This is a genomic window from Bacillus sp. MYb209 (assembly GCF_002975175.1).
Taxonomy (GTDB): domain Bacteria; phylum Bacillota; class Bacilli; order Bacillales; family Bacillaceae_G; genus Bacillus_A.
In genome coordinates this window covers 1-14,245 of the sequence record NZ_PCNZ01000016.1, presented here as the reverse complement: position 1 = coordinate 14,245, position 14,245 = coordinate 1, and the positions used below count along the sequence as shown (strand labels likewise).

14 protein-coding genes and 2 other annotated features are annotated in these 14,245 nt (G+C 36.8%); of the genes, 13 read left to right on the top strand and 1 reads right to left on the bottom strand.

Annotated elements, in window-relative coordinates; translation table 11 throughout:
* Positions 1-31 precede the first annotated feature (31 nt).
* The 11 genes from speD (at position 32) to CQZ94_RS20170 (ending at position 10,781) form a co-directional block, all read left to right on the top strand.
* Positions 32-415 (top strand): adenosylmethionine decarboxylase, encoded by a 384-nt coding sequence (gene speD, locus CQZ94_RS20220; protein ID WP_002003660.1) that lies wholly within the window; start codon positions 32-34, stop codon positions 413-415.
* Between the two features lie 196 nt (positions 416-611).
* A complete protein-coding gene (nrdR, locus tag CQZ94_RS20215) occupies positions 612-1,073 on the top strand; it encodes a transcriptional regulator NrdR (protein ID WP_001203686.1) in 462 nt (153 codons plus the stop codon).
* Between the two features lie 293 nt (positions 1,074-1,366).
* On the top strand, positions 1,367-2,773 hold the full coding sequence (locus tag CQZ94_RS20210; protein WP_105586797.1) for a replication initiation and membrane attachment family protein: 1,407 nt from the start codon (positions 1,367-1,369) through the stop codon (positions 2,771-2,773).
* 33 nt (positions 2,774-2,806) lie between these two features.
* A complete protein-coding gene (gene dnaI / locus CQZ94_RS20205) occupies positions 2,807-3,745 on the top strand; it encodes a primosomal protein DnaI (RefSeq protein WP_105586796.1) in 939 nt (312 codons plus the stop codon).
* A 225-nt stretch (positions 3,746-3,970) separates the two neighbouring features.
* Positions 3,971-4,852, top strand: a complete 882-nt coding sequence (gene ytxC / locus CQZ94_RS20200) for a putative sporulation protein YtxC (RefSeq protein WP_105586795.1) — start codon at positions 3,971-3,973, stop codon at positions 4,850-4,852.
* Between the two features lie 31 nt (positions 4,853-4,883).
* Positions 4,884-5,111: a binding site (T-box leader), on the top strand.
* A 48-nt stretch (positions 5,112-5,159) separates the two neighbouring features.
* The gene (gene thrS, locus CQZ94_RS20195) at positions 5,160-7,091 is read left to right on the top strand and encodes a threonine--tRNA ligase (protein WP_105586794.1); all 1,932 of its coding nucleotides are present in this window, start codon (positions 5,160-5,162) and stop codon (positions 7,089-7,091) included.
* Between the two features lie 206 nt (positions 7,092-7,297).
* Positions 7,298-7,418, top strand: a sequence feature (ribosomal protein L20 leader region).
* A gap of 63 nt (positions 7,419-7,481) precedes the next feature.
* A complete protein-coding gene (infC, locus tag CQZ94_RS20190; protein ID WP_002015470.1) occupies positions 7,482-7,985 on the top strand; it encodes a translation initiation factor IF-3 in 504 nt (167 codons plus the stop codon).
* A gap of 21 nt (positions 7,986-8,006) precedes the next feature.
* A complete protein-coding gene (gene rpmI / locus CQZ94_RS20185) occupies positions 8,007-8,207 on the top strand; it encodes a 50S ribosomal protein L35 (protein ID WP_001125945.1) in 201 nt (66 codons plus the stop codon).
* Between the two features lie 38 nt (positions 8,208-8,245).
* Complete coding sequence (gene rplT, locus CQZ94_RS20180; protein ID WP_001138364.1) at positions 8,246-8,602, top strand: 50S ribosomal protein L20; 357 nt, start codon at positions 8,246-8,248, stop codon at positions 8,600-8,602.
* 532 nt (positions 8,603-9,134) lie between these two features.
* Complete coding sequence (locus CQZ94_RS20175; RefSeq protein ID WP_000365057.1) at positions 9,135-9,626, top strand: dUTP diphosphatase; 492 nt, start codon at positions 9,135-9,137, stop codon at positions 9,624-9,626.
* Between the two features lie 69 nt (positions 9,627-9,695).
* Complete coding sequence (locus CQZ94_RS20170; protein ID WP_105586793.1) at positions 9,696-10,781, top strand: M42 family metallopeptidase; 1,086 nt, start codon at positions 9,696-9,698, stop codon at positions 10,779-10,781.
* Between the two features lie 41 nt (positions 10,782-10,822).
* On the opposite strand, the gene CQZ94_RS20165 is transcribed toward CQZ94_RS20170, so the two are convergent.
* The gene (locus CQZ94_RS20165; RefSeq protein ID WP_002067422.1) at positions 10,823-11,440 is read right to left on the bottom strand and encodes a TetR/AcrR family transcriptional regulator; all 618 of its coding nucleotides are present in this window, start codon (positions 11,438-11,440) and stop codon (positions 10,823-10,825) included.
* Between the two features lie 296 nt (positions 11,441-11,736).
* On the opposite strand from CQZ94_RS20165, the gene CQZ94_RS20160 reads away from it, so the two are divergent.
* Positions 11,737-12,390 carry an HlyD family secretion protein gene (locus tag CQZ94_RS20160; RefSeq protein WP_105586792.1) on the top strand — a complete coding sequence of 218 codons (654 nt, stop codon included), beginning with the start codon at positions 11,737-11,739 and terminating at the stop codon, positions 12,388-12,390.
* Between the two features lie 12 nt (positions 12,391-12,402).
* Positions 12,403-14,190, top strand: a complete 1,788-nt coding sequence (locus CQZ94_RS20155) for a DHA2 family efflux MFS transporter permease subunit (protein WP_105586791.1) — start codon at positions 12,403-12,405, stop codon at positions 14,188-14,190.
* Positions 14,191-14,245: the final 55 nt, after the last annotated feature.

The window sequence follows — 14,245 nt, the reverse complement described above, 5'->3', positions numbered from 1 at the left end:
ATTTACAAGGGGGAACTGTAGAATGGATACTATGGATACGATGGGTCGTCACGTGATCGCTGAACTTTGGGATTGCGATTTCGACAAGCTTAATGACATGCCGTATATTGAACAATTATTTGTGGATGCAGCACTAAGAGCTGGTGCTGAAGTACGTGAGGTTGCTTTTCATAAATTTGCACCACAGGGTGTAAGTGGAGTAGTAATTATCTCGGAATCACATTTAACAATTCATAGCTTTCCGGAGCACGGTTACGCAAGTATTGATGTTTATACTTGTGGGGATCGTATTGATCCAAATGTTGCTGCAGAATATATTGCAGAAGGTTTAAACGCGAAAACGCGTGAGAGCATCGAGCTTCCTCGAGGCACTGGTAGCTTCGAAATTAAGCAGAGAGAAACAAAAGCTCTTTAAAAAAGAACATAATTGATTTAAAATGTAAAGAGGTGTATAATGCACCTCTTTTTTAGTTTATATAAAATAGGATCACGATATGTAATAACTTAGAGTGGTCATTATAGAAGAATGAGTTATATAATATTGTATATATATTTTCACATGTAGGTGAGTAGCGAAAGAATAAAGATTATAGTGTAAAGGAGTGAATGAATTGCGTTGTCCATCCTGTTTTCATAATGGAACAAGAGTGTTAGATTCGCGTCCGGTAGACGAGGGGCGCTCTATTCGAAGGAGAAGAGAGTGTGAAAGTTGTTTAAGTCGCTTTACGACATTTGAAAGAGTAGAAGAATCACCTCTTATCGTTGTTAAAAAAGAAGGAACACGAGAAGAGTTTAATAAAGAGAAAATTTTACGCGGTTTAATTAAAGCGTGTGAAAAAAGACCTGTATCTTTAAGGCAGTTAGAGGAAGTAACGCAAAGTGTGGAGCGTGAACTTCGTAACTTAGGTATATCAGAAGTGAAAAGTGATATGATTGGTGAGATTGTTATGGAAGAACTTCGTGATATTGATGATGTTGCTTACGTACGTTTTGCTTCTGTGTATCGTCAATTTAAAGATTTAAATGTATTTATTGAAGAATTAAAAGATATACTGCAAAAAGAGAGAGAGTAGAAGGAATCTCTTTATATACTGTAAGTAAACGAGATAAGAGAGCTAGAAGCGGAAGCTAATAGCTCTTTTTCGCTAATAAAGTGAAACTTTAATCATTGGGGGGTGTTCATCCCCAATGATTATTAGTTGAACCAATCGGGCATTTACGGGAAGTTATCTCCCACCTAACTTCCTCGCATTCGCCGAATTTTGAGGTGGGAGTCTTACTGCCCGTTAATGCGGGATAAATTATATAATAAAGATAGAACGAGTGAAATATAGGTTAGATTGGATGAGAGAAAGGAAAAGCAAGAATGGAAAAACAGTCATGGATGGAGCTATTGCCGATTGATCGTTATAAAGTAAGTGCGAAAGGGTTGTTACATAATTACGACCGGAAAGTATTAACGATGTTGTATCAGCCGTTAATAGGTAGTAGAGCTTTTAGCTTATACATGACGCTATGGGGAGAGTTAGAGCAAGATCGTGTGTTTGGAAAAGAGAATACACATCACTCCCTTATGGTGACTATGCAAATGCAACTTCCTGAAATATATGGGGAACGAGTAAAGTTAGAAGCGATTGGTCTTTTAAATGTATATATTAAGAAAGAAAAAGATATTCGAATGTTTATATATGAATTGCAACCACCTTTATCTCCGAAGCAGTTTTTTGATGATATTGTTTTAAGTATCTTTTTATATAATCGCTTGAGTCGGACAAAATACAACCAAGTAAAGCAATATTTCTTAGAAGAAGAATTCGATTTTGCTTCTTATGAAAATGTTACGCGCTCCTTCAACGATGTATTTGATTCTTTTAACCCAGGTCAGTTTGAACATGCGCAAGAAGAACTGCGTATCCCGAAAACGACAACTATGCCAAATAACGAGAATGGGGATGCCCCGAAAGTTTGGAATGATTTCTTTGATTTCTCTTTATTTGTAGACGGACTATCAGCGCTTGTTCCTAAAAAGGCGATTACAGATCAAGTGCGAGAATGTGTCATTACACTCGCTTATGTGTACGGTGTGGATGCGTTATCGATGCAAAATATCGTTCTTGGCGCAGTGACAGAGATACAAACTATTGATATCGAAAGGCTTCGGAAGGGAGCACGCGATTGGTATCAATTTGAAAATGGTCAAGCACTACCTGTATTAAGTGAAAGGGTGCAACCTCATGCAGCTCGTACAATGAAAGAGGAAGAGCCATCTACGCAAGAAGAGATGCTAATGAAGCAGTTAGAGGAAATCTCGCCAAAACAACTATTGAAAGAGATTTCAGGCGGTGCAGAGGCGACGAAAGCGGACTTGCAAATCGTTGAGGATGTAATGATAAACCAAAAATTAACGCCAGGGGTTGTGAATGTACTTATTTATTACGTTATGCTACGCTCAGATATGAAGCTTGCTAAAACGTATGTCGAGAAGATTGCTGGACATTGGGCGCGAAAAAAGGTCGGTACAGTAGGCGAAGCGATGGCGCTAGCGAAAGAAGAGAATCGTCAATATCAAGAGTGGGCTGAGACGAAGAAGAAAGGCCGAACAGCTAAGAGAATGGTGCGTAAAGAAATGGTGCCTGATTGGCTTAAAGAAGAACCGAAAGAACAAGAGAAAGAAACTGTGAAGAATGACGTAAGTGTGGAAAAAAAGGCAAGTACGTTAGAGGATGAACGAAAACGATTAGAAGAAGTATTGAAAAAATATAAGCGTGATTAATAGAAGAGAATGAACGCTCTTTGAGGTGAGGAAATGGAGCATATTCAAAATTCGTTTGCGAAGTTAATGGAAAATAAAAACTTTAAAAATAGATATGAAGTGTTAAAAGCAGAAGTAATGACGCACCCACGTGTGAAAGAATTTATAGACGAACATAAAGGTGAAGTAACGACTTCGATGATTGAACGAAGTCTTGTGAAGTTATATGAATACATTGGACAAAGTGTAGGGTGCACTGATTGTCCAAATTTAGGGTCATGTAAAAATATGCTGCAAGGATATGAGCCGAAGCTTGTCATTCAAGGTAAGATGATTGATATTCAATACGATCGCTGCGTAAGAAAAGTAGCGTATGATGAGAGAAAGAAACATGAAAAACTCGTTCAAAGTGTGTATATGCCAAATGATATTTTACAGGCGTCTATGGAAAACTTAGACCCTTCAGGTTTAGATGCACGTATTGAGGCGATTGGTGCAGCGAATGAATTTTTACGTGCATATGAACCGGGGAAGAAAGTGCAGGGCTTATATCTTTACGGTAAATTTGGTGTAGGGAAAACATATCTTTTAGGGGCGATTGCAAATGAGCTTGCTCTAAAGAAAATAAGTTCGATGATTGTATACTTCCCGGAATTTTTACGTGAAATTAAAAGTTCGATTCAAGATAATACGATTGGGGAAAAGATTGATGCGGTAAAACGCGTACAAGTATTAATGTTAGATGATATCGGAGCGGAAGCAATGTCAAGTTTTGTACGTGACGATGTTCTCGGTGCAATCTTGCAATTCCGTATGTTAGAAAACTTACCGACGTTCTTTACGTCTAACTTTGATTTCAAACAGTTAGAACATCATTTAACGTATACACAGCGCGGTGAAGCAGAAGAGATGAAAGCAGCCCGTATTATGGAACGAATTCAATATTTAGCAAAGCCGATTTCTATTGGTGGAAAGAACCGTCGTCATAAGTAAAGAGCAAGCTAAGAAGCTTGCTCTTTTTTATTTTAAACATTTTTTCAGAGTAGCTTGTATCATTTTTTTCTCCCTCCCTTAATATATATAAAATTAGCAAGCCATATCGAGTGGATGTTCTAACAATGGGAGATAGGTTTCTACTAAGAGTGAACTTCCATAGATCGGACTCTTATAGGATTTTAGATGCAATCCTTTAGAGCGGGGATAAAAGGGGGGACAAAAGTGATTGAAATTTGCTTCGAAGAAAAAAATGATGCTGTGCACGTATACAGACAACTAACGAAAAGAACGGAATCCTTATATAAGGAAACAAGTGTATATTTAAACGAACAAAAGGTTGTTATTCATATACCATTATGTGAATCGAATTATATTGAAAAGATTTTATTGCCAGTATTACTATATTTCATTATGAATGTGAAACAAAATGAATGGATTCATACCATTTTAAAGGAAAAGTTTTTTTATGAAGAACAAGAAGAGTGTCATCAAATATTGCATATGGCACATGAGATTTTAAAGGAAAGAAGAAAAGGAGCAGCTCGTGATTTAACACGTCAAAAATTTGAATCTTATATTGCGTCGTCTTTGAATGATTGGCTTTGTGATCCGCTCTCATTCTCGTTTTCATCATACGTTCGTTTTCGTCTTCGTACATATAGGGAAATGGTAGCTAAGCTTGCTGAAGTTGCAATTGATGAGTATAAGATGGAGCAGGAATATCAAATGTTCATTGAGACACTTCGCCAACAAGTAAGTAGCCGAAAATCACGTTTGTCCTGTGTACATCTTATTTTTGATGAAAGTTTTATTTTCTATGATGATAAAGGTAGACGTTTAAAACAGGAGAAATTAGTTCAATATATAGATGAAGAATTATTAAAGAACCAGGATGTATATATCGATACGAAAGTAATTGCACCACTTCTTTCTATTTCGCCGAAAAAGATTTATTTATATACGAAAGAACAAGATCATAATATGATTATTACTTTGCGAAATGTATTTCAGGAACGAGTGCAACTACATGGATTACATGAATTTGAGCGCAACGTGAAAAATTTAAAAAATAAAGGTAACGCCCTTGATTTTCTAAGTTTTTGAGCATATAATTACCTACATAAATGAAATATATCGAAATGTTATGATGAGGACATGGGTAGTTTTCTACGATTTTCAGAGAGGGAAGCCTTAGGGTGTGAGCTTCCTAGTACGGGATAATTACTTACCACCTCTAAACTTTAGCAGTGAACGTTTTTCTAGTAATTGCTAACGGACAACACCGTTATGTTGAACTTGAGCAATTAACAATAAGGTTAATTGGAACAAGGGTGGAACCACGAATTCAACACTCGTCCCTTTTTATGGGATGAGTGTTTTTTATTTTGAAAAAAAAGAGGAGTGACCAGTGATGGCAGATGTAGTTAAAATTACTTTCCCTGATGGAGCTGTGAAGGAGTTTCCAAAAGGAGTAACAACTGAAGAAATCGCAGCTTCTATTAGCCCAGGCTTAAAGAAAAAAGCTGTGGCTGGAAAATTAAACGATGAGATGATCGATCTTTCTACACCAATTGAAGAAGATGGTGCAGTTTCTATCATTACATTAGATTCTGAAGATGGCTTATATATTTTACGCCACTCAACAGCCCACCTTTTAGCGCAAGCGTTAAAACGTTTATATAAAGATGTTAAGCTTGGCATTGGTCCAGTAATCGAAAATGGCTTCTACTACGATATCGATATGGAAGAAGCAATTACAGTTGAAGACTTCAAGAAAATCGAAAAAGAAATGCAAAAAATCGTGAACGAGAACTTAGAAATCGTTCGTCATGAAGTACCACGTGCAGAAGCACTTCGTCGTTACGAAGAAGTTGGCGATGAGTTAAAATTAGATTTAATTAACGATCTTCCAGAAGATGCAGTTATTTCAATTTACGAGCAAGGCGAATTCTTCGACCTTTGCCGTGGCGTTCACCTTCCATCTACAGGGAAGATTAAAGTGTTTAAATTATTAAGCGTTGCAGGTGCTTACTGGCGCGGTGATAGCAATAATAAAATGTTACAACGTATTTACGGTACTGGATTCGTTAAGAAAGCAGAATTAGATGAGCACTTACGTATGCTTGAAGAAGCAAAAGAGCGCGATCACCGTAAATTAGGTAAAGAGTTAAAACTATTTACTAATAGCCAAAAAGTAGGACAAGGTTTACCACTTTGGTTACCAAAAGGTGCAACAATTCGCCGTATTATCGAGCGTTACATCGTTGATAAAGAAGCAAGCTTAGGCTATGATCACGTATACACTCCAGTATTAGGAAGTAGAGAGCTTTATGAAACTTCTGGTCACTGGAACCATTACCGTGATGGCATGTTCCCATCAATGGAAATGGATAATGAAGAGTTAGTTCTTCGTCCAATGAACTGCCCTCACCATATGATGGTTTATAAAAATGATATTCACAGCTACCGTGAATTACCAATCCGTATTGCGGAACTTGGAACAATGCACCGCTATGAAATGTCTGGAGCATTATCTGGATTACAACGTGTACGCGGAATGACTTTAAACGATGCGCACATTTTCGTTCGTCCAGATCAAATTAAAGAAGAGTTAAAACGTGTTGTAAACTTAACTTTAGAAGTGTACAAAGATTTCGGTTTAGAAAACTATTCATTCCGTCTATCTTATCGTGACCCAGCAGATACTAAAAAGTATTATGCTGATGATGAGATGTGGGAAAAAGCACAAGGTATGTTAAAAGAAGCTATGGATGAAATGGGTCTTGATTACTATGAAGCTGAAGGTGAAGCGGCATTCTATGGTCCAAAACTTGACGTTCAAGTTCGTACTGCTCTTGGAAAAGACGAAACACTTTCAACTGTACAATTAGACTTCTTACTTCCAGAACGCTTTGAATTAACTTACGTTGGTGAAGACGGTAAACAACATCGTCCAGTTGTAATTCACCGTGGTGTTGTATCAACTATGGAACGTTTCGTAGCCTTCTTAATTGAAGAATACAAAGGCGCATTCCCAACTTGGTTAGCTCCAGTTCAGGCGCAAGTAATTCCAGTTTCTCCGCAAGTACATTTAGACTATGCGAAGAAAGTACAAGATGAATTACGACGTGCTGGTATCCGTGTTGAATTAGACACTCGTGAAGAGAAAATTGGTTACAAAATCCGTGAAGCACAAATGCAAAAGATTCCGTACATGCTTGTAGTAGGTGACAATGAAGTTACTGAAAATGGCGTTAACGTACGTAAATATGGTGAACAAAAATCAGAAACAATCGCATTAGATGCGTTTGTTGACATGATTAAAGTAGAAGGAAAACGATAAGAAAAAGCCGCGGTATACCGCGGCTTTTTTATGTATTATAAAAAAGAAAATCTAGAAAAAATAACCAAACAATACTTATCATAAAAAAGTATTGCAAGTATGCTGGTTGTTTGTTACAATATTTCTTGTTGTTAGTAAAACACATCGCGTCTTCTTGACAGACGTCATGTCCTATGATAAACTCATCAAGGATAATAGAATATGGTTTTGACAAGTAGAAGCACCCGCTTCTCACCTGATGGACGCATTCGCAGTTAGCAGGTAAATGTATTTCTTACTAAAGATATTACAAGTGTGGGTGCCGTGTGCCCGCACTTTTTTTGTTCGGGTTCTACAATTGCAAAACGTATTCTAAGAAAACCTTGGAGGTGGCTTACTATTAGCAAGGATATGATGATTAACGAGCAAATTCGTGCACGTGAAGTACGCTTAGTTGGCGCAAACGGCGATCAACTTGGAATCAAGTCTCGTAATGACGCTTTAGACTTAGCTGCAGGTCTTAATCTTGATTTAGTATTGGTTGCTCCAAATGCGAAACCGCCAGTATGCCGCATTATGGACTACGGTAAATTCCGCTTTGAGCAACAGAAGAAAGAAAAAGAACAGCGCAAAAATCAAAAAGTAATTAGCATGAAAGAAGTTCGTTTAAGTCCAACAATTGATGAACATGACTTTAACACAAAACTTCGTAATGCTGTCAAGTTTTTAGAGAAAGGCGACAAGGTTAAAGCGTCAATTCGCTTTAAAGGACGTGCCATTACTCATAAAGAAATCGGTCAACGTGTTTTAGATCGCTTCTCAGAAGCTTGTGCTGAAGTTAGTACAATTGAATCTAAGCCTAAAATGGAAGGACGCAGTATGTTCTTAGTTTTAGCACCGAAAAACGATAAGTAATAGATAGAGGAGGAAATACCTATGCCTAAACAAAAAACTCATCGCGGCGCTGCAAAGCGTTTCAAAAAGACTGGATCTGGTAAACTGAAGCGTTCTCACGCTTACACAAGCCATTTATTCGCTAACAAATCTACAAAAGCTAAACGTAAACTACGTAAAGCTGGTGTAGTTAGCGCTGGTGACTTCAAACGCATTCGTCAAATGCTTGACAACTTAAAATAAGTTCGGCTGATATATAGAACAAACTAGGAGGTAATATTATGCCAAGAGTAAAAGGTGGTACAGTTACTCGTCAACGTCGTAAAAAAGTTATAAAATTAGCAAAAGGTTACTACGGTTCTAAGAGTACATTATTTAAGGTTGCTAACCAACAGGTTATGAAATCTCTAATGTATGCATTCCGTGACCGTCGTCAAAAGAAACGTGACTTCCGTAAATTATGGATTACACGTATCAACGCAGCAGCTCGTATGAATGGTCTTTCTTACAGCCGCTTAATGCACGGTTTAAAAAATGCTGGCATCGAAGTTAACCGCAAGATGCTTGCTGACTTAGCTGTTCATGACGAAAAAGCTTTCGCTGAATTAGCAACAGTTGCAAAAAACAACATTAACTAATTGTTTAAAACCTTAGAAGATCTTTCTTCTAAGGTTTTTTTATTTGTATTCATTATAACGATTCAATAACTTGTGAAATTTCCCGCTTAGTGTCGTCACAATTAAATGAGTTATTTCTATCTAGTATATTAAGATGTGCTTGTAAGAGCTTTTGTAACGATAACGAGGAGACTTTTACATGAAAGTAGGAAAGATTAACGGACGTGTCGTTATCGATATGACAAAATCAATATAAAAGAATATATAAAAAAAGTCAGGAGAATCCTCCTGACTTTTTTTTATTTGAACTCATTCGTAAAGAAGTGTATCTTTCCTAGCAGAAACGACACTGCTATAATGGAAAGATGATATGGAACTTTCATCAAGTGAACAATCTATGAGTGATGATTGAAACGTATTTGCAAATTAAGGACAAGCTATCTTTATAAAGATGTAGGTAGCTGACTTTTTAATAAGAAACGAAAAATAATAATGAACTTTGAGATGAAACAACATTGTTGCGGAAAATGCGATGTTGGAGGAGGACAATAGAATGGACTTACTACAACTATTTAAATTACAAAAAGAATTAGATGACCGTATTGTGAAAGAACATGACTTACAACCGAAGAAATTGTTAAAAGAAAAAATGTTAGCTCTTCTTGTAGAAATTGGAGAACTTGCAAATGAAACACGTTGTTTTAAATATTGGAGCAATAAACCAGCGTCAGAACGTGAAGTAATATTAGAAGAATACGTAGATGGTTTACATTTTATTTTATCAATCGGAATCGATTTAGGAATTGATAAAAACTTCTTATTCTATAAATGTGCGCAAACGAATAAAACACAAGTGGAAATTTTCTTAGACACATATGCGAAAGTAATTCGCTTTACAGATCAACCTTCTATTACGAACTATATTGAACTATTTACAAGCTATCTTCGTCTTGGACAAGCGCTTGAATTTGAACAAGAAGAAATTGAAAAAGCATATTTAGATAAAAATGAAGTAAATCATCAGCGTCAAACACAAGGATACTAATTTAATTTTTGAATATTTCAATTTCCTTTTGTATAATAAAGTGACTGAAGAAAAAGGAGGGTGTTGGCAATGACAAAATTAGACGAGACATTGACAATGCTAAAAGAATTAACAGACGCACGCGGTATTGCGGGTAACGAGCGCGAACCACGTGAAGTAATGAAGAAATATATTGAGCCGTTTGCAGATGAACTTTCTACTGATAATTTAGGAAGTTTAGTTGCGAAAAAAGTTGGGAAAGAAAACGGCCCGAAAATTATGGTTGCAGGTCATTTAGATGAAGTTGGCTTTATGATTACGCAAATTGATGACAAAGGCTTCCTTCGTTTCCAAACGGTTGGTGGCTGGTGGTCGCAAGTTATGCTTGCACAGCGCGTAACGATTGTAACGCGTAAAGGAGATGTAACAGGTGTAATTGGTTCAAAACCACCGCACATTTTACCTCCAGAAGCTCGTAAAAAGCCAGTTGAAATTAAAGACATGTTCATCGATATTGGTGCTTCTAGCCAAGAAGAAGCGATGGAGTGGGGCATACGACCAGGAGATCAAGTTGTACCGTACTTCGAATTCCAAGTGATGAAGAATGAAAAGATGTTACTTGCAAAAGCATGGGATAACCGAATTGGTTGTGCAATTGCAATTGACGTATTAAAACAATTAAAAGATGAAAAGCATCCAAACGTTGTATACGGCGTTGGGACTGTACAAGAAGAAGTCGGTCTTCGTGGTGCGAAAACATCTGCAAACTATATTAAGCCCGATATCGCATTCGCTGTAGATGTTGGTATTGCTGGGGATACACCGGGTGTAACGGCAAAAGAAGCGCAAAGTAAAATGGGTGATGGTCCGCAGATCATTCTATATGATGCTTCTGTTATTGGTCATACAGGTTTACGTGATTTCGTAGTTGATGTTGCTGATGAATTACAAATTCCATACCAATATGACTCTGTAGCAGGCGGGGGAACGGATGCAGGAGCAATTCACATTTCTGTAAATGGTATTCCGTCTATGGCAATTACGATTGCGACACGCTACATTCATTCTCATGCAGCGATGTTACATCGTGATGATTATGAAAACGCAGTGAAGTTAATTGTAGAAGTTATTAAACGTCTTGATAAAGAGGCTGTACATAACATTACATTTAATTAATAGAAAAAAGCGAAGGGTAATTTCCTTCGCTTTTTCCATTTTTAAAACGGTCGTTCTAATCCTGCTGCAGTATGGGCTCCTAAAATAATTAAGCGAGTTAATTGCATTGCCATGAAATGCGGGGTATAAATCATGCCTCTTTTTAACCATGACATAATCATACCGATATGAGCCCCTGTAACATAACTAATAAGAATGTCACGAGGAACCATGAGTTCTTCATCATCAGGTTGTGAAATAGATAAGCTTAATGTTAAATGTGTTTGGACTGTTTTCATCATTTTATAAGAGTAGTTTCCAGCGGCTTTATCACCAAGCATAACGTTATAGAAGTTCACATTTTCTGCTATATGTTCAAATAAAGCTAAAAATGTTGGATGTGGTGAGTCAAATGTGAGCTGAAAATCTTCTTTATTTCGTTTTTGTGGTTTAATTACTTCAGCTAGTTTTTCTAACATTTCTTCTATGCTTTTTTCTAATAAATCATATTTATCATGGTAATGGCTATAAAATGTAGCACGATTTACAGGAGCACGTTCCGCGATATGTTGCACAGTTACATTTTCAAAGCCCTTTTCGCCTACTAAAGCGACAAAAGCATCCTGTATGAGTTGTCTCGTTCGTTTTACACGTGGATCATTTGTATTTTTAATAGACATTTTTACTTCACCTCGTTTAATTTTTTTAACTTAAACAACACATGTATAGTGTAATGTTGTTTAAACGACATATGGGTTTAAATTGTTGGTTGTAGATTCGGGATAATTATTTATAATTATAAACGATAGTCCTTTAGAAATCAGCACCGCTAGGATGCAGACAAAACATAGTTTGCGTCGTAAAAGGTGTGCTTTTTTTGTTTAAAGGTTAATATAATTAACAATTAAACAATGTAAACACTAAGGATGTAAATAGTTTAGAAAAAAATTATATGCGATATAAGGAGAGGAATGCAATGAATCAGTTTCGAAGAATGGTAATTATCAACATTATCACATTAATTGTATTAGTTGGCGGCGGTATTGGCGGTTATTACTATTACAATCAAGCGGAAAACTATTTAAAAACAGAAAATGCGAAGATTGACGGGAAAGTAATCCCAATTGCATCACCAGTAGCAGGTAAGTTAACGGACTGGAAAGCTGAAGTCGGAAAAAACTACAATGAGAACGATAAAGTAGGTGCGGTTACTGTAGCAGGAGCAAATGGTGAGCAAACAGTAGATGTAACAATTCCGCAAAATGCAACAGTTGTACAATCAAATGCAACAACTAATGCATTCGTTGGAGCAGGTAGCCCGATTGCTTATGCATTTGATATGAACAATTTATGGGTAACGGCAAATATTGAAGAAACAAATATTGATGATGTTCAAAAAGGTCAAACAGTAGATGTGTATGTAGACGCATACCCAGATACAACGTTAACAGGGAAAGTAGAACAAGTTGGATTAACAACAGCGAATACATTCTCGATGTTACCATCAAGTAACGCAACAGCGAGCTATACGAAAGTAAAGCAAGTTGTGCCAGTGAAAATTTCTTTAGATCATAGTAAATCAGTAAATATTGTTCCTGGAATGAATGTGTCAGTTCGTATTCATAAGTAAGGGGGAGATGAGATGTCCTCAATTGCAATTGTAGGATATGCACTATTTTGTATAATCGTCTTCTTCCTTATAAATCGTCTTTTACGAAAGAAAAAAACGAATGTGGGAGAAGAACAAGTCCCAGCCGTAAGTAAGATAGAAGTAAGTCAAGCAGAAACAGTAGAGAAAGAACTTGAACAAGAAACAGAAGCTTCTAACGTAGTGGAATTAGAAACAGGGAAGCAAGAGCAAGTAAAACAGGAAAAAGAAATGCTGAAGAGACAATTACCGGTAGAGAATGTGAATGTAAAGGCAGTTGTAGCTGTATTAATTCTCGGTATGTTCGTTTCTATTTTAAACCAAACGATCATTAATGTTGCATTGCCTCCATTAATGAACGAATTTAACGTATCAACTTCAACAGCACAATGGTTAATTACAGGCTTCATGCTTGTAAACGGAATTTTAGTACCGATTAGTGCATTTTTAGTTTCACGGTTTACGTATCGTAAATTATTCATAGCAGCAATGTTATTCTTCACTGTAGGATCTATCATTTGTGCTACATCAGGTAACTTTACAATGATGATGACGGGCCGCGTTATTCAAGCGGTTGGTGCAGGTATTTTAATGCCAGTTGGTATGAATATTTTCATGACATTATTCCCGCCTCATAAGCGCGGAGCAGCTATGGGGTTACTTGGGGTAGCGATGATTTTAGCACCAGCTATCGGACCAACTGTAACAGGTTGGGTAATTGAAAACTATAGCTGGAACTTAATGTTCTATGGGATGTTTGTTATCGGTTTAATTATTACGTTCTTATCTTTTAAATTCTTTACACTAGCTCAGCCAGTGTCTAAAACAAAGTTAGATGTATTCGGTGTTATTAGTTCAAGTATTGGACTAGGTAGCTTACTGTACGGATTTAGTGAAGCTGGAAATAATGGCTGGACTAGTGCAGAAGTTGTTATAACACTTATTATCGGTGTCATTGGTTTAGCTGTATTTATTTGGAGAGAGTTAACAACGGAAAATAAAATGCTTGATTTGCAAGTGTTTAAATATCCAACGTTCACTTTCACATTATTAATTAACGCAATCGTAACGATGGCATTATTCGGAGGTATGTTATTACTTCCAGTATACTTGCAAAACATTCGCGGTTTTACACCGATGGAATCAGGTTTATTATTACTTCCAGGATCATTAATTATGGGGATTATGGGACCAGTTGCAGGTAAACTATTTGATAAGTATGGTATTCGTCCGTTAGCAATTGTCGGATTAGCCATTACAACATTTGCGACATATAAATTTACAACGTTATCGATGGATACACCGTATAGCGTTATTATGACGGATTATATTATACGTTCAATTGGTATGTCATTCATTATGATGCCAATTATGACAGCTGGTATGAACGCGTTACCGATGAAATTAATTTCTCACGGTACAGCAACGCAAAATACGTCAAGACAAGTAGCTGGTTCAATTGGAACAGCGATATTAATCACGCTTATGACGCAACAAACTACTGCTCACGTAGCGGATTACGGCAATATGTTAACAACGTCAAACCCGATTTTAGTTGATAAAGTACACGGTATGGGCCAAAGCTTAGCGGCATTAGCCGGATCAGCTCAAGCAGGAGATGCGATGAGCACGCAACTATTATTCGGACAAATTTCAAAGTTATCTGCAATTAACGGTATTAACGATGCCTTCTTAATTGCAACAATATTAGCCGGTATTGCTTGGGTGTTATCGTTCTTCTTACCATCAGGCAATAAACCAAATAGAAAAGCAGGGAATTAATAAAATGTACCCTATAGAATAGACACTTAAAAAAAGTCTATTCTATAGGGTATTT

What these genes read in the sequence shown, in the direction of transcription:
- speD (WP_002003660.1), top strand. Translation starts at nt 32, where the DNA reads ATGGATACGATGGGTCGTCACGTGATCGCTGAACTTTGGGATTGCGAT.
- CQZ94_RS20210 (WP_105586797.1), top strand. Translation starts at nt 1,367, where the DNA reads ATGGAAAAACAGTCATGGATGGAGCTATTGCCGATTGATCGTTATAAA.
- dnaI (WP_105586796.1), top strand. Translation starts at nt 2,807, where the DNA reads ATGGAGCATATTCAAAATTCGTTTGCGAAGTTAATGGAAAATAAAAAC.
- thrS (WP_105586794.1), top strand. Translation starts at nt 5,160, where the DNA reads ATGGCAGATGTAGTTAAAATTACTTTCCCTGATGGAGCTGTGAAGGAG.
- infC (WP_002015470.1), top strand. Translation starts at nt 7,482, where the DNA reads ATGATGATTAACGAGCAAATTCGTGCACGTGAAGTACGCTTAGTTGGC.
- rpmI (WP_001125945.1), top strand. Translation starts at nt 8,007, where the DNA reads ATGCCTAAACAAAAAACTCATCGCGGCGCTGCAAAGCGTTTCAAAAAG.
- rplT (WP_001138364.1), top strand. Translation starts at nt 8,246, where the DNA reads ATGCCAAGAGTAAAAGGTGGTACAGTTACTCGTCAACGTCGTAAAAAA.
- CQZ94_RS20175 (WP_000365057.1), top strand. Translation starts at nt 9,135, where the DNA reads ATGGACTTACTACAACTATTTAAATTACAAAAAGAATTAGATGACCGT.
- CQZ94_RS20170 (WP_105586793.1), top strand. Translation starts at nt 9,696, where the DNA reads ATGACAAAATTAGACGAGACATTGACAATGCTAAAAGAATTAACAGAC.
- CQZ94_RS20165 (WP_002067422.1), bottom strand. Translation starts at nt 11,440, where the DNA reads ATGTCTATTAAAAATACAAATGATCCACGTGTAAAACGAACGAGACAA.
- CQZ94_RS20160 (WP_105586792.1), top strand. Translation starts at nt 11,737, where the DNA reads ATGAATCAGTTTCGAAGAATGGTAATTATCAACATTATCACATTAATT.
- CQZ94_RS20155 (WP_105586791.1), top strand. Translation starts at nt 12,403, where the DNA reads ATGTCCTCAATTGCAATTGTAGGATATGCACTATTTTGTATAATCGTC.